This window comes from Methanolinea sp. (assembly GCA_030055515.1).
Classification (GTDB): Archaea; Halobacteriota; Methanomicrobia; order Methanomicrobiales; family Methanospirillaceae; genus Methanolinea_A.
In genome coordinates, this window is sequence record JASFYI010000004.1 from 73,456 (window position 1) to 92,345 (window position 18,890).

Sequence of the window (18,890 nt, forward strand, 5' to 3'; positions counted from 1 at the left end):
GGTCAGGGCACCTCGATTCTCGCAAGGATGTCCCTAACGACCTCCGGGGGAGTGAGCGCGCTCACCCCTGCCTCCTGCGTGAGGATGATCCTGTGCTGGAGCACGGGCATCGCGAGGTACTTGATGTCGTCAGGGATGACGTACGTCCTCCCGCGGAGTGCCGCGAGGACCTTGCTCCCCCGGACGAGCGCGATGGACGCGCGCGAGCTCGCCCCGATGTGCACGTCGCCGTGGGTCCGGGTTGCCACCACGATGTCGCGGATGTACTCGAGCAGGTGCCCGTCGATGTGCACACCGGTGACCGAACCGGAGAGCGAGAGGATCAGCCTGCTGTTCATCACGGGCCGGAGCTGGGAGTAGTATGATTCCCAGTCGAGCCGGCCGGCATGCTCCCGGCGGATGATCTCGAGTTCCCCCTCCCCGTCCAGTTGTGAGAGGGTCATCGAGAACATGAACCGGTCTTTCTGCGCCTCGATCAGGGGGAACGTCCCCTCGTACTCGAACGGGTTCTGCGTCGCGATCACGGTGAAGGGAGAGGCGATCGGGAGGGTGATCCCGTCGATCGTGACCTGCCTCTCGCTCATCGCCTCGATGAACGCGCTCTGGGTCCGGGGAGCGAGCCTGTTTATCTCGTCGATGAGGAGGAAGTTGGTGAAGATGGGACCCTTCCGGAGGACGAAGTCCCTCTTCTCCTGGTCGTAGATGCGGACGCCGAGGATGTCTGCAGGCTGGCTGTCCACAGCGCACTGGAAGCGGGCAAACTCGCAGCCGGTCAGCCTCGCGAGGGCCTTGACCATCGATGTCTTCCCTGTACCGGGTGTCCCCTCCATGAGGAGGTGCCCCCCCGAGAGGAGCGAGATCACGCAGAGTTCGAGCAGGGAGTCGTTCCCCACGAAGAATTCACCCATCCTCTTCCTGATCTCCCCGTAGTACCGTGCGAGGACGGCGAGGTCGTCTGCCGGGACGGTCATCATTCCCGCCTCCCGCGCGAAAGGAAGAGCCCAAGGGAGAGCATCGAGAGGGTGATTATCGCCATTTGGAGAGTAATTTCACCTTTCACAAGATTAATGCCTTGGGTCAGCGGGCCGCATGCCGCGGTCCGCGAGTACTTCTGGTCGACGAGGACGCGGGGTTTCAGCGCGAGGACGCGGGAGACGAACTCGGCGTTCCCCGTGGGGGGTCGCGCCGAGAGCATCCCGTTGATGAAGATGCTCGGGTCGGATACCACGTAGAGCGTCCCCGCCCCCACGTTCTCCCTGGAGACGACGGGGAACCTCTCGAGGACTTCCCCGCCCCCCAGCCGGGAGTCCCCGTCCGCGTCCTCGAACGAGAGGAGCGACGTGGAGAAGACCGGGGTTCCCCCCTCGAGGGTGACCGGGTCGTTGCAGGCGATCCGGGATAACCCCTCCGAGAGGGGGTCGTTTCTCGCGGGGAACGCGACGACGGAGGACGGGTCGTCGAAGAGGCGGTCAACGCTCACGACATTCGCTTCGCGTACCCGGATGGACCCCCCGATTCCCGATATGAAGGCGTTGTCCTCCTCCCTGTCCGTCGCGACGAGGACGGTGTTCCCCCGCGAGAGAAAGTCCCTGACACGTTCCATTTCGTCATGCGGGATGCCCGGGACGGGTGCGATCACGAGGAGCAGTGCATCGCCGTCCCCGGAGAGGAGGGAATAGTCGGCGAGGGCCATCCCGCCGGCCGCGTCGATCGCGTCAAAGAGGAGCGATGTCCCGTTCCACTCGATGTTGCACCGGCTGTAATCCTCGGCGGTGACGGAGAGGTGGAAGAGGACGAGGACTGCGCCGGCCGCGGCGATCGTCCCCGCGACCAAGAGTACCCGGCTAATGGTCCCCCTCCCCGAGGATGCGCAGGGCGTCGCGGGCGTGCTGGACCACGAGGAGCCCCTCCTCCTCCGGGAGGGTCTCCCCCGCGTACACCACCTTCTCGTACCACTCCGCGAACCGGCAGACGAGGTCCCTCGCGCGCAGGTCCCTGCAGATCCCGCACATCTCCCGCGGCGTGAGGGACTGGGGGGAACGGATGGACTCCCGCTCGCCGATCGCCCCGCGCAGGCTCCGCAGGAGGCCCTGCCACGTGATCTCGACCGTAGTGGCGGCATGCCCTTCCGGAGCGACCCCGGGGGCAGCGGCATCACGGGGATGCACCACGTCCTCCTCCCGTGGCGCCTCATTCTCCAGGCTCCGGGGGACCTGCTGCTGCGGCCGGCGGGCCGCGCGTGACCCCGCCGCCCTGCGGCGGAGGTAATAGAGCGATCCCGCCCCCGCGAGGCAGAGGAGACCGGCGGGAACGAGGAGGGCGACCGGTCCGGCCGCGGGCTCTCCGCCCGGGGCCCCCGCCGCGGGCGCGGGGACGACGACCTCCCGGGGCTCGCTCTCCGAGGGGAGGAGCGGGAATCCATCCGCGTGGAACACTGCCCTGACCCGGTAGGCCCCAGGCGCAAGCCGGAGCCCCGCGGAGAAGGAGCCGTCGTCGCCGGTGTGCACGGTGGCGAGTTTCGACCCGCCCGCGAATATCTCCACGGGAGCCTGCCGCACGGGGCGCGGTCCCGCGTGGAGGTTCCCCCGGCATTGGACCTTCCCGGGAGAGGCGAGGGGGGTATCGAGCGAGAGCGCGGTCGGGATCTCCTCGACGGAGAACGAGTCCATGGGGGAGAAGACCGACCCCCCGAGCACGGCGAAGACGGTATGGGTTCCCGCGCGGTCCCTCTCCACGGGATGGGAATACGAGAAGGATCCGTCGGGATTGCCGGTGACGGTTCCCGCCTTCTCGAGGTCGATGTAGAGGTCGATCTCGGGGCCCAGGCCGGCGGGTGCATTCTCCACCCGTCCCCGCGCGACCACCGTGTCCCCGTAGGATGCACGGCGCGGGGAGACCTCGAGGGTCAGGAGTGGCTTTGTCCCCGAGGGATACAGGTATTCCACGGGAGATCCGGGACCGGACGCGCCCTCCTCGTGCTCGCGGGTGACCCGGTCGACGATCTCCCTGAAGTCGGAAATGCTCGCCCTGTAGCCGGACGTGTCGATCTCGAAACGCTCCCCGGTGGAGAGGATGACCTCGTCGTGCGCGAGGTACTCGCGGTAGAGGTCCTGTATCCGCATATTCAGTGCCTCGCCCTCGTACCGTATGCTGGTCACGGCGCCGGTGTCGCCAGCCTCCCTGAACCGCAGTTCGAGGGACCGGAGCTCGTCCCACCTCTCCGTCCCGTTCAGGAGCTCGGCGAGGATCTGCAGGTTCTTCTTGCTCGCGCGCCGGAACTCTGTGATATCCTTCTCATCAAGGTCGATTTGGACGACGAGCGAGTCGAGGCTCTTCACAAGATTGCTATACTCCCGGAGGTCGCGCGCCGCGTTCTCGAAATCGCCCGATTTGATGTTCAGTACGATGGACCCCGGGGTTCCGATGACATCCGCGAGGAGAGTGATCATCCGTGCACCCCTCTCCCCGGTCACCGGCCTGAGCGCGAGGGGATTTACGTGGCCATCGGCACGGGCATCGGAGGCAGGACTGTAGAGGAGCGGCGACCCCGCGCGCATCCCGGCGAGTGCGAGGCAGGCGATGCAGAGCACGGTGGCTGCCGCGAGGAGGATGGTCCGCCTCATCGCGCGAGTATCTCCATGACTTTCCGGGCCACGATCGCGCCGAAGAGCACGATCCCCGCTGCGATCACGAGGTTCTGGAACTGGACGTGCCGGGGCGTCGCGAATCTATCGGCGGCAAGCTCGGTGACCACGAGGGTCCCGACCAGCCACAGGACGAAGAATACCTCGAGGTCGAGCGTGCGGGCGAGGAGCATGAACCCGGCCACGACGATTGCCCACGCCGCGAGGACGCTTGCGGCAAGGTGTCCCTTTCTCATCGGTTACCACTCGGTTGGGACCACTCCGTAAAGAGGGTATCGCCGCGAAATCTCCGGGACGCGGGGGAAAATTTATCCCGGGGGAGCGCAACCCCCACTGAAAGGGAGGAATTGTGCATGCGCCCCATGACATTGCGGGCAGGCGTGGCAGTCCTGCTCCTCGTCCTCGCCGCGTTCCCCGCCGGCGCCATGACGTCCGAGAGGCTCGACATATCCATCGGGCAGGACGGGAATGCCGACATCCAGTTCACGTACTCGCTGGACTGGCTCGAGTACATCGCAGTGTACCTCCGGCTGGTCGATCCCGCGGCGGAACTCCAGAAGGCTCTCGAGTCGAACTTCAAAAAACCGGTCGAGGTAAAGTCCGTCACGGGGGAGAGCGTCAGTCTCTCGGTCAGATCTTTCGCGCGGGTCGAGAGCAGGAACGGGACGTTCACGGCGCGGACGCCGGGACTCTCGTTCTCGGAAGGCGAGAAGATCCTGAAATCGTACTGGTTTGCACCCCTCGTGAAGGCCGACCTCTCCCCGGCGGAGACGACGATCCGGTTCCCCGACGGGCACACCGAGACGTTCACGGAGCAGGTCGCGATCCCGCCGCTCGTCCACTCGTGGGAAGGGGAGAGGTAGGGCCGGACCGCGCCTCCGGGGAGTTCCTCCCCCCATTTTTCCCCGCCGGCAGGGCCCTGAAGTCCCAGAGTGCCGTGCACTTCCCCTGCCCGCAGCGTCGCCCCTTATGACCCTGCACGATCCACATGACAGGCATGGACGTGGAGGAGTTTGCGAGGCGTGCGCTATCCTCGGGCGCGGCGCCCGGCGAGGTCAGGGACCGCCTCGTGGAGCGGGTGAGGGAATACAAGCCGGGCATGCCGGAAAAGTACCTAAGAGAGTTTGCCTCGGCCGTCGTCTCCGAGGTCCGCAACACTTCCGGGCTTTCCGGCGACCTCTTCTCGTTTTGCCCTGCCGGCGTCACAATGGGTGAGTTCGGCGTAGGGTCCCGGGGGACGGGGGATTTCTTCGCGCACCGCCAGATCGCGAGAATCATCGGCGAGACGTCGGCATCCGTCGGCGTGGACGATATGGACGACGCGGGCGCGGTCGCGATCCCCGGGGACCGGAGCAGGGGACCCCTCTACCTCGTCTGCACGGTGGACGGGATGCACTCGCGCCTCTCGGACTTCCCCTTCCTCGCCGGGTTCCACGCGACGAGGGCGACCCTCCGCGACGTGTACGTCATGGGTGCGCGCCCCCTCCTCCTCTTCTCGGACATCCACGTCGCCGACGACGGGGACGTCGCCAAGATCTTCGACTACACGGCGGGCATCTGCACCGTCGGGGAGTCGGTGGGAGTCCCGCTCGTCGCGGGGTCCACCCTCAGGGTCGGCGGCGACATGGTCCTCGGTTCCCGCATGACGGGGTGCGTCGGGGCCGTCGGGATCGCATCCCGCCTCACCGCGCGCCGGGAGGCACGGCCCGGCGACGTCATCCTGATGACGGAGGGGGCCGGTGGGGGGACGATCGCGACGGCGGCACTCTACTCGGGCTACCCCGAGGTCGTGGACGAGACGATCAACCTCCACTTCATCCGGGCGTGCGAGGCGCTCCTCGCGAGCCCCGCGCTCGGCGAGGTCCACGCGATGACGGACGTGACGAACGGCGGCCTGCGGGGCGATGCCCACGAGCTCGCGAAGACCGCGGGGTGCAGGGTCGTCATCGAGGAGGAGAGGGTCGGGGAACTCGTCCAGGAAAAGGTATTTTCCATGCTGGAAGCCCTCTCCATCGATTACCTCGGCGTCTCTCTCGACTCCCTGCTCGTCACGGTCCCCCCGGAGGCCGCGGACAGGGTCGCCGCGGTCGTGCGCGGCGCGGGGGTGAGGATCGGCGAGGTGGGGTACATCGAGGAGGGAGAGCCGGGGGCGTACCTCCGGAGGGGGGGAGAGACCGTGGAGTTCGCCCCCCGGTTCCGCGAGTCTGCCTACACGCCGGTCAAGCGCGTCGTCGACTCGGCGCACAGGGACTTTGGAGAGATGAAGAGGGCAGTCGAGGACGCGGCAACGGCTGCAATCGAGAAGAAGGAACGGGTGAAAGCGTTACTCGCGGGGAAGGTCGCGGGGAAGGGCGGGAGGTGACACGCCGGCGGCGATGGCCGCACCCGTCCCCCTCATCCCCCGTGATCCTCGCGGATGGCGCTCCCGAGCCGCGCGACGATGCCGTTCAGCTGGATGAACTCGTTGTGCCCGTGGACGAGGTGTGCATCCCCGTCCCCGAGGATGGCCGCGACCCGGGGATCGTTGTACTCCCTCCGCGCGGCGTCCGATATCTTCCGGAGGACTTCCTGCGGGGAGAGGCCGTACTCGATGACGAGGTTTTCCACCTTCCTGAAGGCGAGGGAGACTTCCCCCTTCCTGATCGCGGAGAACGCGGACTGCGCGACCTTCCCTGCCTCGCCCTCGGAGAGGGCGGAGAGGCCCGTCTCCCTCCCCGCCTCGGAGACGAGCTGGAGGAGGACGATTGCCTTCCGGAGGTCCCCCTGCGCGGCCGCCGTGACGAGGTCGAGGTCATCGTCCGTGAGCGCGTCCCCCTTCTCCTCGCGGTCGAGGATGGCCCGGAGGTGGTTCCGGACGAGGTCGTCGGGGAGCGGCGAGAAGGAGAGGGGCAGGCAGCGCGACGCGATCGCGGGGATGATCGCGGACGGGTGGCACGTGCAGTACACGAACCTGCACGTCCGCGACGACCGCTCCATGATCCTGCGCAGGGCCTGCTGGGCCTCGCGGGGGAGGGAGGAGGCCCCCTCGAAGACGAGGATCTTGAACGGTGCGTCGAGGGGTTTGAGGCTCGCGTACTCCCTCGTGATCCTCTTGAAGTTGGCAAGCACGCTCTCCTCGGGCCGGTAGAGGTGCGCGTACCTCTCCTCACGCTCGAGGAACTTCTTTCCCTGCGAGAAGAGGTCGGAGGTGGGGATCACCGTGAGGTTCTCCCCGGCGAAGTCGCCATAGAGGGCATTCGCGAGGCACTCGACGCTCGCGCTCTTGCCCGTCCCCGGGGGGCCGGCGAGGATCATGTGCGGGACGGTGCGGGTCTGCGCGAAGTGCGCCATCCTCGTGACGACCCTCTCCTGCCCGACCATCTCCCGAAATGTCCTCGGCCGGTACTTCTCAATCCAGAGCACGGGAAAGCCTCCTCTGGATCTCTTCCAGCGCCTCGGATAGAAACTTTCTGTTGTCGTACGTGGTGGCGAGGTGGCGCGCCTCCTCCCGCGAGAGCGACCTGCAGGCCTCGGTGATGCGGGGGAGTGCCCGCGTCAGCTCGTCCACTATCGTGAGGCTCGCGGTCCTCGCGGTCCGGGAGAGGGGGTTTAGGTCTATCGCGATGACGGTCTTCCCGAGGCCCCGCAGCGCACTGCACCGGTCCCCGTCCTCGAGGGGGACGAGGACGGTGTCCGCGGCGTAGATGCCGTCCCGGAGGCAGAGCGCACGGTCGTGCGAGAGGGGGAGGAGGCGTTCTGCCTTCCCCTTCAGCACGGTGGCACCCGCCTCCTCGAGCAGCCGCGCGATCTTCTCCACGCGCTCCTCCGTCCTGTGGAAGAGGTTCACCTCGACGCGGGCCCCGGAGGCCTCCTGCAGGCGTGCGATCTCGCCCGCGGCGAGCGCCGCGGTGTTCCCGTTGACGGATATCACCGGGTGATGCGCGCAGAGGAGGAGCGCCGCGGCAGTCCTCTCCGCGAGGAGGGCGCTCTCCGTCGTCCTCTCCCCGATGAGGTAGTCGAACGCCTCCCCCCTCCCGTGGGCGCAGAGCCCCTCGAGCGTGACGATGCCCTCCGCGGCGAACCGGGCGATCCTCTCCCTCGCGACGAGGGAGTGGTACCTCGGGTGGTCCCTCGGGATCACCTGCTCACCCCGTGGAGCCGGGCGCCCTTGTCGTCGGGGTGGAGGACGAACACCTCGCCGAGCGGCGAGAGGACGTCGATAGCGGTCTTCCCGTACGCGAATATCCCGTTCCCGAGCATCGTCATCGTCGCGGGGATCCCGGCGGAGTCGCAGGCGGAGAGGGCGTGCCGGACCTCGGGCGTCACGAGGCCGCTCTCCTCCGCGAACCTGCGGGAGAGCCTGAAGAAGTCGAGGACGTCCCGCGGGCACCGTCCGGGGTAGGCCGCGGCCACACGCTCCATTGTCTCGCGGGAGCGGAGGACGGAAGGGGAGGGGAGGGGCCCGAAGACGAGCGCGCAGAGCGGCTCGATGACGTCGTGCGCGCGGTCGATGGGCGCGGCAACGCCCGGTCCCCTCCTGCAGTCCCTGCCGCCACCCGTGCACGCGGCAACGTCCCCGAGGCCCGTGTGGAACTCGAGCTCCACCCGGTGGGCGAGTTCCGCTCTCCCCCGCGGCCCGAGCGAGAGGTCAAAGAGTGCGTCCGCGGCAATTGCCGTCGCGAGGAGGGCTGCGGCGGAGAGGCCGAAGCCGGCACCGATAGGGAGGACGCACCGCGTCTCCACGGACGCCCTCACGCCGAGCTCGGCGAGGAGATACTCGACCGGGGGGGAGGTGAGGAAGACCGCGCGCATTGAGCCATCGCGCGGGTCGCGCCTCTCGACTCTGACGCTGTTTTCGCGTGCCGGCCGGACCGTGACGGTCACGCCCTCGCGTATCACGATGCCCGCGCCGAGGCTCCCCGTCTCCGCGGGGGTGGGCCCGTACACGGGCCTGAAGTACCCGGAGAGGTGCCCGGGACTCGATGCTGTGGCAGCCGGTGTCATGGGCGGTCGAGCCTGTGCCGGGATTCAAGGGGAGGGGCCACCACGGGCAGGGAGGGCCATCCTCCCGTTCGCGTGCGGGCAGTCATCCCCCCTCACCCCCGCGAGAGCGAGAATACCCTGATCGCGTCCGAGAGGATCTCGGCGGCGACGGCGTCCTTTCTCTCCGAGACCTGCCGGGCGGAACCATCCCGGGTGAGGATCGTCACGCGGGCATCCTCGCTTCCCATCGCGTCGGGATCGTTCGCAACGACGACCCCGATCTGCCCGCCGAGCATCTCCCCTCCCCGCGACGCGGCATCGCGCCCGAGCTTGAACGCGACGCAGGGGATCCCGAATTCCTCCGCGACCTCGCGGACGATCTTCGGGAGCGGGCGGAGGGTGATGGTCACGGGTTTCCCGCTCGGGATCTTCCCCTCGAAGGGATCCGGGGCGAAGTCCGAGACCGCCGCGGCCGATACGAAGAGGTCCGGCGGGTCCGTGGCGCAGATCCTCCGCACCTCCTCCCTCATTTCTGCCGCGTCGACCGCGGGGACGTTGCGCACGAGGGGGAACGTGTCGCCGTGCACGACCGTGACCCGCGCCCCGAGGCGGAACGCGTGGAGCGCGAGCGCCCGGCCCATCCTGCCCGAGGAACGTGTCGTGAGAATGCGCACGTCATCGACCCTCTCCCGGCACGGCCCGCTCGTGACGAGGACGTGCCGCCCGGCGAGGGGTTTTCCCGAGAGCTCGCGCTCGCAGAGGAGGACGATCTCCTCGGTCCCGGCGATCTTCGCCCGCCCCTCCTCGACACGGGGTTCCGCGACCACGATGCCCCACTCCGAGAGGAGGGAGAGGGCGCGGCGGACCGCGGGGTGGCGATACATCGACTCGTGCATCGCCGGTGCGACGACGACTGGCATCCCCCTCCCGATCGCCGTGGTCGCGAAGGTGGTGACGGGCGTGTCGTCTATCCCCGCCGCGATCTTGCAGATCGTGTTCGCCGTCGCGGGCGCGACGAGGAGGAGGTCTGCCGAGCCGCCCTCCCCGCAGTGGCGCACGTGCTCCACGAGCCCCGATATCCCGGTGATGGCGGGCCTCCCCGTCGCGTACGCGAGTGCCTCCGGCCCGACGATCCCGCACGCGGCGGCACTCATCACTGCCTGAACCGTGGCCCCCCTCCTCCGGAGAGCACGCGCGAGCCTGACAGTCTCGACCGCAGCGATGCTGCCACACACCGCGAGCACGATCTCCTTCCCGGAGAGGATCGCGTCCGGCCTCATTCCACCGTCACGTCCTGCACGCAGTGCCACGTGCGGGGCCCTAGCTTCTTCACCCTCCTCGTCCTCACGTGCGCGCGGATCCCCGCCGCGCCGAGGATCTCCCGTATCCTCGCGGTCGCGTCGCCGGCCGTGTGGACGTGGATGAGGGTCCCCCCCTTCACGTGCGCGAGCGCAGTGTCGAGGTAGTCGCACGAGTCGAAGTGTCCCATGATGATCCTATCGTAAGTCCCGGTAAGGCAGGAACGGCAGTCCCCGAGTTCCGGGGTGACCCTGTCTGCGACGCCATTTGCGCGGACATTCCTCACGAGGAAGGAGTATGCCTCGGCGTCTATCTCCACGGCGTGGACCCTCGCCCCGCCGAGGGCGGCGGGGAGCGTGAAGTACCCGATACCCGCGAACATGTCTGCGACCCTCTCGCCCGGCCTGACAGCCCTCCGGATGACCTCCTTCTCGCCCCTGTTCCCCGCGGAGAACATCACGCGCGTCGGGTCGAGGTGGAAGACGATGCCGTTCTCCCTGTGGACGACCTCCCCCGGCGTGCCCGCGAGGACGTGGACGCGGGGCTTGCGCCTCTGCCCCTCGCAGCCGGGAATCCACAGGACCGCCGTCGGTTTCCTCCACGAGAGGACGGCATCCACGTCCTTCTCCGCGGGCATCTGCTTCCCGTGGAAGACTGCGATCGTCCCCACCATCGTGTATCCCCTCCCGCGGGGGGGGACAGGGTCGGGGAGCGTCCGGGAACACGGGAAACCCTCCCTCACGGGGACGAAAGCCACGTCTCCCTGCACGAACGGACGCCTTGACCAGTCCACCCACTCCTCGCGCCGGATTGACCGGAGCTCGTCCCTTGGGATCTCCCGCACCCTCATCATGTTCTCACGGGAGGATGACCGGAACCTCCCTGTCGAGGAGAACGTGCACTATACTGCCCGGCGGGTATACTCCGCGCAGCGGAGCCATGACCTCGTGCGTCGTGCCTGTCGCGGGGTCGAGGAGGCCGAGGAGTTCCCGGTCGCGGAAGACTACTTCCCACCGGACGGAATCTTCTCTCCTCCCCACCCGCCTCTCCACCTGCCCTTCCCCCACGAGTCTCACCGTGCCCGAGTCGATGTCGATGCAGCGGAGGAGGCGCCCCTCGAGGCCGATGACCTCGACGTGCCTGCCCCGCACGGTCAGGACGTCCCCGGGGGAGAACCGCGGGAGGCGGACGAGGTACGTCACGCGGAAGAGCTGCCGCCCCGCCTTCTCGCCGACGAGCTTAGGGTGCGCGGAGTACTTCCCGCCGAGGGACTGCGTGATCGCGTGCGCGATCTCCCGTCCGAGCCTCTGCGAACCCACCGTGATGTCGAGGCCGTCCCTGTGCTCGTCCCACTTCGTGATGAAGGCGAGCCGCTCGCCCGAGGCGACCATCTCCCCGAGTGTTTCGCTCGCGATGCGCCGAGCCTCCTTTATCTCGCGGGGGGCAGGCTTGCGCCCCGTCGCCCTCAGTTGCACGATGCCCTCGTAGTAATTCCCGCTGATGAGCGAACACCGGTCGCACTGCTCCTTCTTCCACTCGACCTCTACCCCGCAGGTCCCCTCGACCGGAACCGAGAAGAGGGTTCCCCGGACGGTGCACTCGACGAGAGTCCTGTTCGGGCTCTTCTCCCGCCGGGAGAGGCTGAACGTGACCCCCGAGAGCTCTCTGTGGAGGGAGAGGGACTGCCGGACGAGGGAGAACACGAGTTCATCATCGTCCCCCCTCTCGTCCACCCACGCGCCTGCCTGCCGGTGGGCCCCGCACGTCGGGCAGACGACGATCCGGACGCGTGCCGGGCACTCAAGCCACCTCGTCTTTGCAACCCGGCAGGTCCCGCAGATCTCGCCGTTCGGGGACGGTCTCCCGCAGAGGGGGCACATGGAATCCTTAATGGACATGTCTCTTCCTTAAATGCGGAATATCTGGGCGTGCGGGACGTCGCCGATCATGAGGCAGGACGACCGGGAGATGAGTCCCATCTCGACGGCGAGTGTGATCGTCCTCTCCCCCATGAGGTTTGCGTTCTCGGCGTTCTTCAGCGCGTCCCTGACCTCTTCTTCACTCGCGAGGCGGTTCCCGTAGAACTCTTCCCTGATATGAACCTCCACGCCCTCCCTGCGGAGGGTCGTGTTCAGGAGTTCCCTGTCACACACCGCGACCACCTCCTCTCCCTTGGGGGTCCGGTGGATCTTCATGTACATCCTGGTGAATATGGGGCGGGATGGGATATTAAGGCTCCAACGGCGGCCGTCACAGGTGTATCTCCACCCCGTACACGCGGGAGGGCGTCTCCGCGTGGATCCTGTGCACGCTCTCCTCGTCGATTGCACCTGACGCGAGGAGATTCCGGGTCGCCCGCGGGACGGAACGGGGCCCCGTGACGGCACCCGGCCGCGCGTTCTCGTCCATGTAGTCGCTCTCCATCATGAACGCCCGCCCCTCCCTCGCCAGGGCGGGGACCGCGGGGTGCGTCGCGATCAGGGAGGGGACGAGGGGTGTCGTGGGAACCGCGTAGTGCTTGACGATGCGGTCGGGGTCGAGTCCCGCGCGCGATGCCATCTCCCTCATGTCCGCGCAGTCACCGCTCTCCGCGTGGACCTGGACGGCACACCCCACCTCGGCTGCCCGCTCGAAAGCGAAAGAGAGGACATCACACGACGCGGCCCAGACTTCCGGGGGCACCTCGTAGTGCGGCCTCCCGCTCTTGATGGCAACGGCGGCACCCTCTTCCACGAACCGGGCCGCGAGGGCGATCCCCTCCTTCATGATCTCAACAACCCTCCCGAGCGGGAGATGTTCCGAGAGCCGCGTGATCTCGGCCGGGTGCACGCCGAGGACCGGGAACGCGACGGCGCCGGCAGCATTGACCATCGACGCGACCTCGAGGGTCCCCTCGAAAACCGGGCGGAAGTCCTCGCCCCGGAGGGGGAAGATCCCGAATGACCCGGAGGGCTTGCTCACGAGGAAGACGTGCGTTCCCCCGGAGCGGAGGAAGTCCCTTGCCGCTGCCACACCCCTCCCGTTCCTCGGGTCGATGTGGATGTGGTCGTCCGTGATCGGGAACGGGTTCTTCCCCATCTAGTCCACGATCTCCATGAGGGGGTAGTCTCCCTTCCTGCGCAGGCGCGCCCGGCAGGGCACGCCGTCGACGCGCGTCGTGATCTCGACATCGAGCATGGGTCCCGAGAGCTCCGAGTAGCCGAACGCGTTTGGTACCATGAGATCCCTGTCGAGGTGCACCGTGACACTCTCCACGAACGGCTGGAGGGCCACGCTCTCCGCGATTGCCCTCTCGAGCGAGGGCGCGGTCCGCGGGCTGACGGGCGACCCGACCCACTGGTGGTAGAGGGCGCCCAGCTTGATCCCAGCCTCAAACGCTGCCTTCTCCCGTGCGGTCACCATGGATTACCCATTGTCGGCGGAATTGAAAAAGCGGTCGGGACCGCGTCAGATGAGCTTGATGTACCCCGATTTCGGCTCCATCGCCTCCCCCTCGCGGAGGAAGAGGTCGATCTGGGCCTTGATCTCCTCGCGCGAGAACCCCTGGGGCACGAGGATGTCCATCAGCTCGGCGATGGCGACGCGATCGTTGCCCGTGTCCTTCTGGATCTGCCGGATGGTCTGCTTGATCGTCCTGATGAGGTCGCGCCTCCCCTTCGTGATGCCGCTCGAGACGCGGTCGATCTCGAACATCCCTGTCTTGGGGTCGTACGCGACCTCCCGCAGGCAGGAGTCGACGATCCTGATCACCCTCTCGGCATCCTCCCTCGTGATCTCCTGCGAGAGGCGGACCCTCGCGCTCGCCTCCGCGAGCCTGACCAGCGCCTCGAGCTGGCGCGCGGTGATGGGAACGGGCTTGTCCGATCCCGCCGCGAGGTCGCGCAGCTGGATGTAGTACGCCGAGAGCGCCTCCCTCGCCTCGTCCGTGAGCCGCGGGAAACACGTCCGCCTCGCGTAGGCAACGTACTTCCTGAAGAGCTGCGGGTCGATCTCCGGTGTCACGGGCCGGAGCTGCTCCTCGATGTACTTCTCGTCCACGCCGGGGATGGGCCGGTGGCGGTGCTGGGCAATCATCTCGCCGATGCTGTGCGCCTTGAGGATGTGAGACGCGATCGCGGTGTCGCGGGTGTGGTCCGGCTTGTCACTCATCTTGAAGATGAGGTCGAAGCGCGAGAGGAGCGACCCCGGCATGTTGATCTGGTCGTGGATGGGCAGGTAATCGTCAAACCGCCCGAGCTTCGGGTTCGCGGCACCGAGGAGGGCGCAGCGTGACTTGAGGGTCGCCGTGATGCCGGCCTTCGCGACGCTTATCGACTGCTGTTCCATCGCCTCGTGGAGGGCGGACCGGTCCTCCTTCTGCATCTTGTCCATCTCGTCCACCGCGGCGATGCCCATGTCCGCGAGGACGAGTGCCCCGGCCTCGAGCGTCCACCGCCCGTCCCCGAACTCGTCCTTCACGGCCGTCGCGGTGAGCCCCGCGGAGGTCGAGGACTGCCCGCTCGTGTAGATCGCGCGCGGGGAGAGCTTGACGACGTACCGCAGGAGCTGGCTCTTTGCAATCCCCGGGTCCCCGATGAGGAGGACGTGGATGTCCCCGCGGAGGCGGCTCCCGTCCGGCATCTCCTTGGGGATCCCGCCGAAGAGCTGGTACGCGATGGCCTCCTTCACCTCCTCGTTCCCGTAGATCGTGGGCGCGATCGAGTGGATGATCTTCCGGTAGATCTGGGGATCGCGGGAGAGGGCGAGGATCTTCTCCTCGTCCTTCTCGTCGATCTGGACCTCCTCGAACTCCTTCTCCGCGATCTCAATCGAGTTGCACTCGAGGTAGATGTCAAAGACCGTGTTCTTCTCGCCGTGGGTGACGCGCTGGACCGAGCGGAGTATCCCGTTGATCACCACGCGGTCGCCCGGGGCGACCTTCCCCGTGAGGTCGTCGGTGACGTCGACATCCAGCGTCTGGGGCTGTTCCCCACCCCTCAGTCCTTCCGGGGACTCCTGTATCCGTATCTTCTGGGAATCGACGAAACGCGACCGCTTGGGAATGAGCTCGAGCTTCTTGAACGTGCACCCCTCGACCGCGCATCCGTCGGGCTCCCTGAACTTCCCGTACCCCTGCTCCCTGACCGTGATGTGGCCTGCCGGGCAGCGGAAGACGGCCTGCACGATCCGCGGCCGGACCTCGGTCGTCTTGCGCAGGATGCCCTCGACGCTGATGAACTTGTTGATGTGGTCGGCGCGGATGTTCCGGATGGCAACCTTCCGGGGGAGGTTGTAGAACCGGACGTTCACTTCCCCGGTGGGTTTCCCGTCCTTCCCCTTGACGAGCTGGTGGTTCTTTATCGCGTTCTTCACGTCCTCGATGACCTTGCCGGGGTTCTCGAGGAGCTCGTCGGCCATGCGGAGCCCGGTCTTGCCGAAGCTCTCCAGTTCCCTGTAGTCTATCTCGAGGGAACGCTTGTACGGGTACTCGCGGGCAAGCTCGAGGAGCTGTTTCCTGTAGCGGCTCCGGAGGAACCTGCTCCAGTCGGCGTCGCGGTCGATGATCTCCTCGTCGCTTTCCCGTTCCGGAATCGGCTCTTTTCCCTTCATCTCTCGCGCGCGAGGAGGACGAAACGAGCGATCATGGCATCCATCTGGATGTCGGTGCTCGCGCCCTCGGAGAGCCGGAAGTCGGTTGTCCCCATCTGGTCGATGAGGGCGACCCTGAGGTCAGGGTCCATCTCGCGCTTCGTGATGGCCCTGTAACACTGGTTTATCAGCTCGTTGGGCGCAATGCCCCTCTCGTCGAGGAGGTGGTGGAGGATGGCAATCGACCCCTCGAAGTCGCCGGAGAGCGCGGTCGAGAGGAGTTCCTCGATCTCCTTCGGGCGTGCCGTGGCCGTGATCTCGTAGATCATATCCCCCTTTATCTCCGGGGAGAGGATTGCCGCTCCCTGGAGGGCGTTGATGGCCTTCCTCATGTCACCCTGCGCAATGTCGATGATTGCCGCGATCGCATCCTCGCTCACCTTGAGGCCCTCGCAGTCCGCGATCCTCAAGATCTCCTTCGTGATCGCCTCGGGCGAGAGGCTCCTGAACCGGTAGATGGCACACCTGCTCTGGATGGGATCGATGATCCGCGAGGAGTAGTTGCACGAGAGGATGAACCTGCAGGTGGACGCGTAGCTCTCCATGGTCCTCCGGAGGGCGGCCTGCGCGTCGGGCGTGAGGGCATCGGCCTCGTCGAGGAAGAGGATCTTGAATTCCGCGCCCCCGAGGGGGGAAGTCCTCGCGAACTGCTTGATCTGGTTCCGCACGACGTCAATCCCCCTCTCGTCCGAGGCGTTCAGCTCCCTGAAGTTCATGTGCCACGATTCCCCGAAGAATTCCCGCGCGAGGGCAATGGCAGCCGTCGTCTTTCCCACCCCCGCGCTCCCCGTGAAGAGGAGGTGCGGGAGGTTCCCTGTCCGGACGTACCCAGAGAGCCTCTCCACGATCTGGTCCTGTCCCACGATGTCCGCGAGCCTCGTCGGCCGGTACTTCTCGATCCAGATCAGGTTCTCCTCTTCCATGGGGTTCCCCTCGCGGGGTCGATTGGCCCCCCGCGTGTCTCCACTATATCTGCGCGGGGAGGGCAAAGACGTTTTGTTCCCGGGGTGGTTTCCCCGCGCGCGGTGCGATATCCGCGCGCGTTTATTTCCCGGGAAGCCCTGGTGGAAAAAAGGTGGGCCCTATTTCTCCTCCTCGAAGAGCGCTACCTTCGCCTGCTGTTTCTTCCAGTAGTAGTACCCGACAGCGGCGAGGGCGAGGATGACGAGGAGGAGGAGCAGGAGCCACGCGAGGGAGAAACCGACCCAGTAGGGAGTCGCGGGCGGGAGTGTCGTGGCCGTGACGGTCGTCGCGTTCCCTTCGCCGGGCCCTTCCGTCGGCATTGGGGTCAGGGTCGGCGTGACGTTGCCCCCTGTCACCCCACTCTCGGACTCGCCGGTGGCGGCTGCCTCAAGGGTGGGCTGCGTCGTGGGGACAGTGGTGGGGATGAACCCTCCACCACCGCCACCACCGCCCCCGCCACCGCCACCGCCGCCACCTGACCGCTCGAAGGTGACGCTGATCGTGTGGTTTGCGAGGACGTTCGTGAACGTCCACGTCGCCTGCGGGCCCTTGCTGTCCCCGTCGACGACCACGTTCCTCGTGTAGTATCCCACCGAGGGCGTCATGGTGAACGTGATGTTGCTCCCCGCGGGGACGCTCACGAGGCCCGAGGGGACGATCGTCCCGCCCTCGCTGGCCGTTGCCTCGATGTAGAACGTGAGCGTCCCGTTGGGCATGAACACCGCGTGTATCGTGTGGTTGGACGTGACGTTCGAGAACGTGTAGACCGGGACGGGCGCGACACCCACGCCGTCGATGGAGAGGCCCGCTGTGTAGAAGCCGGGATCCGGCACGATCTCGTACACCTGCGTGCCCATGTACGGGACGAGTGTCAGCCCGGGCGGGATGATCGTCCCGTTCTCGGTCGGGAGGGCGGTGATCCCGAACATCGCCCTCTCGAATTCAGCGTGGAGCGTGTGGTTCGCGCGGATGTCCGAGAGCGTGTAGCTCCTCGGTGCACCCACGTCTTCCCCGTCGAGGAGGAGGCGCTTCACGTTGTGGCCGGTCTCCGGGACGAGGGTGAAGTCGATGCCGGATCCTTCCTGGGCATAAAGCGTGCCGTTGGGGATGATCGTCCCGTTCGGGCCGGCCGTCGCGACGACTGTGTAGAGGACCGGCGGGATCGGGGTGAGGTTTGCGTAGAGGTCGACGGTCTGGTCCTTTGCGGGGTACGTGGGGATCGGCTGGGTGAGGGGGTAGTATCCGGGATGCGCCACGGTGAAATTGGTGTAGCGCGGTGCGGTCAGGTAGACGGTCACGAGCAGGGTCCCGCCGGATATCTGGCCCTTGTAGTCTTGGTCGAAGTGCACCGTGGCCCCATCCACGTTGGAGTGGACGCGGAAGTAGCCCTTGTCACCCCCGGTAGGGGGAAGGACAATGATGTAGCCCGACCGGGTGAGGGTGCTGTACCCGTACTCGTTTGCCACGGTGAGGTTCACGGTGTATATCCCTGCCTCCTGGTACCGGTGGACGGGGTTCTGCTCGGTGGATGTCCCGCCGTCGCCGAACGTCCAGCTCCACGTCTGGGGATTCCCGGTCGAGAGGTCGTAGAAGGCGACGTCGAACGGGAGGACGCCCGTGGTCGCGTTCGCGACGAAGTTCGCATTGGGCGGGCCGACGGGGGACGGGGTGACATTGATGTAGTGCACCTTCGTCATGGTGTCGGGCCCGCAGTCGTTCCAGACCGTGAGGGATACCGTGTAGATGCCCGGTTCCCTGTACACGTGGAACGGTCTCTGCTCGTCGGATGTATTCCCGTCGCCAAACTCCCAGTACCAGCTCACGATCTCGCCGGTCGAATTGTCGCAGAACTGGACGCCGAGGGGGTTGTTCCCGCTTCGGGGACTCCCAGTGAAGTCCGCGACGGGGAGTTCGCAGGGCTCGACTGCCCTTATGTACATGGATTTTACCTCGGAGTCTGACCCGCAGTCGTTTGCGACCGCGAGGGAGACTGTGTAGTTCCCGGGCTCGGTGTAGGTGTGGGTGGGGTCTTTCTCCGGGGAAGTGGTGTTGTCGCCGAAGGACCAGGAGTACGCGAGTGGCGGGGTCCCGGTGGAATTGTCGGTGAACCGGACTGCGAGCGGGACAAACCCCCACGTCCTGTTCGCGGAGAAGTCAGCGGTGGGCGGGGTGCAGGGCGGTCTCACGAGGACGTACGCGGTCTTCGTCTCGGTATCCTCGCCGCAGTCGTTTGCGACCGTGAGGGAGACCGTGTAATTCCCGGGCTTGGTGTAGGTGTGGGTGGGGTCTTTCTCCGCGGAAGTGGTGTTGTCGCCGAAGGACCAGGAGTAGGAGAACGGCTCTGTTCCCGTCACGGTGCTTTCGAACGCGACGGTGAGGGGTGCGTACCCCGAG

18 protein-coding genes are annotated in these 18,890 nt (G+C 66.7%); 2 read left to right on the top strand and 16 right to left on the bottom strand.

All coding sequences use genetic code 11. The features are described 5' to 3' along the window. Positions 1-2: 2 nt before the first annotated feature. The 4 genes from QFX32_07910 to QFX32_07925 are packed head-to-tail and all read right to left on the bottom strand — an operon-like array spanning position 3 to position 3,880. Positions 3-971, bottom strand: coding sequence for a MoxR family ATPase (locus tag QFX32_07910; protein ID MDI9633959.1), 969 nt, complete (start codon positions 969-971; stop codon positions 3-5). Then, entirely contained in the window at positions 971-1,834 is an 864-nt protein-coding gene (locus QFX32_07915) for a DUF4350 domain-containing protein (GenBank protein MDI9633960.1), read from the bottom strand. Before QFX32_07915 ends, QFX32_07910 begins: the two co-directional genes overlap by 1 nt. 10 nt (positions 1,835-1,844) lie before the next feature. After that, positions 1,845-3,623, bottom strand: coding sequence for a hypothetical protein (locus QFX32_07920; protein MDI9633961.1), 1,779 nt, complete (start codon positions 3,621-3,623; stop codon positions 1,845-1,847). After that, positions 3,620-3,880: a hypothetical protein gene (locus QFX32_07925; GenBank protein MDI9633962.1), complete on the bottom strand. Its 261-nt coding sequence runs from the start codon at positions 3,878-3,880 to the stop codon at positions 3,620-3,622. The genes QFX32_07920 and QFX32_07925 overlap by 4 nt, the downstream gene beginning before the upstream one ends. Before the next feature lie 117 nt (positions 3,881-3,997). On the opposite strand from QFX32_07925, the gene QFX32_07930 reads away from it, so the two are divergent. Beyond that, positions 3,998-4,507 (top strand): hypothetical protein, encoded by a 510-nt coding sequence (locus tag QFX32_07930; protein MDI9633963.1) that lies wholly within the window; start codon positions 3,998-4,000, stop codon positions 4,505-4,507. Positions 4,508-4,641: 134 nt separating this feature from the next. Next, positions 4,642-6,006, top strand: a complete 1,365-nt coding sequence (locus tag QFX32_07935; GenBank protein MDI9633964.1) for an AIR synthase-related protein — start codon at positions 4,642-4,644, stop codon at positions 6,004-6,006. Between the two features lie 32 nt (positions 6,007-6,038). Here the strand turns inward: QFX32_07935 and QFX32_07940 are convergent, their stop codons facing one another. From QFX32_07940 to QFX32_07995, 12 genes are all read right to left on the bottom strand, one after another. Beyond that, complete coding sequence (locus tag QFX32_07940) at positions 6,039-7,046, bottom strand: AAA family ATPase (GenBank protein MDI9633965.1); 1,008 nt, start codon at positions 7,044-7,046, stop codon at positions 6,039-6,041. Next, positions 7,033-7,764: a 4-phosphopantoate--beta-alanine ligase gene (locus QFX32_07945; protein ID MDI9633966.1), complete on the bottom strand. Its 732-nt coding sequence runs from the start codon at positions 7,762-7,764 to the stop codon at positions 7,033-7,035. Before QFX32_07945 ends, QFX32_07940 begins: the two co-directional genes overlap by 14 nt. Continuing rightward, positions 7,761-8,627 carry a GHMP kinase gene (locus QFX32_07950; protein MDI9633967.1) on the bottom strand — a complete coding sequence of 289 codons (867 nt, stop codon included), beginning with the start codon at positions 8,625-8,627 and terminating at the stop codon, positions 7,761-7,763. The genes QFX32_07945 and QFX32_07950 overlap by 4 nt, the downstream gene beginning before the upstream one ends. A 92-nt stretch (positions 8,628-8,719) precedes the next feature. After that, positions 8,720-9,886, bottom strand: coding sequence for a bifunctional phosphopantothenoylcysteine decarboxylase/phosphopantothenate--cysteine ligase CoaBC (coaBC, locus tag QFX32_07955; protein ID MDI9633968.1), 1,167 nt, complete (start codon positions 9,884-9,886; stop codon positions 8,720-8,722). After that, positions 9,883-10,755 carry an SAM-dependent methyltransferase gene (locus tag QFX32_07960; protein ID MDI9633969.1) on the bottom strand — a complete coding sequence of 291 codons (873 nt, stop codon included), beginning with the start codon at positions 10,753-10,755 and terminating at the stop codon, positions 9,883-9,885. The genes coaBC and QFX32_07960 overlap by 4 nt, the downstream gene beginning before the upstream one ends. A gap of 7 nt (positions 10,756-10,762) precedes the next feature. Further along, positions 10,763-11,803, bottom strand: a complete 1,041-nt coding sequence (locus tag QFX32_07965) for a 60S ribosomal export protein NMD3 (protein MDI9633970.1) — start codon at positions 11,801-11,803, stop codon at positions 10,763-10,765. 9 nt (positions 11,804-11,812) lie between these two features. Next, on the bottom strand, positions 11,813-12,106 hold the full coding sequence (locus QFX32_07970; GenBank protein MDI9633971.1) for a DUF424 domain-containing protein: 294 nt from the start codon (positions 12,104-12,106) through the stop codon (positions 11,813-11,815). A gap of 49 nt (positions 12,107-12,155) precedes the next feature. Next, positions 12,156-12,983: a TatD family hydrolase gene (locus QFX32_07975; protein ID MDI9633972.1), complete on the bottom strand. Its 828-nt coding sequence runs from the start codon at positions 12,981-12,983 to the stop codon at positions 12,156-12,158. Beyond that, complete coding sequence (locus tag QFX32_07980) at positions 12,984-13,307, bottom strand: dihydroneopterin aldolase family protein (GenBank protein MDI9633973.1); 324 nt, start codon at positions 13,305-13,307, stop codon at positions 12,984-12,986. Positions 13,308-13,352: 45 nt separating this feature from the next. Further along, positions 13,353-15,494, bottom strand: a complete 2,142-nt coding sequence (locus QFX32_07985) for a minichromosome maintenance protein MCM (protein MDI9633974.1) — start codon at positions 15,492-15,494, stop codon at positions 13,353-13,355. Continuing rightward, positions 15,491-16,456, bottom strand: coding sequence for a replication factor C small subunit (locus QFX32_07990; GenBank protein MDI9633975.1), 966 nt, complete (start codon positions 16,454-16,456; stop codon positions 15,491-15,493). Before QFX32_07990 ends, QFX32_07985 begins: the two co-directional genes overlap by 4 nt. A 159-nt stretch (positions 16,457-16,615) precedes the next feature. Continuing rightward, positions 16,616-18,890: PKD domain-containing protein (locus tag QFX32_07995; protein ID MDI9633976.1), on the bottom strand; the 2,275-nt coding region annotated here is incomplete at its 5' end.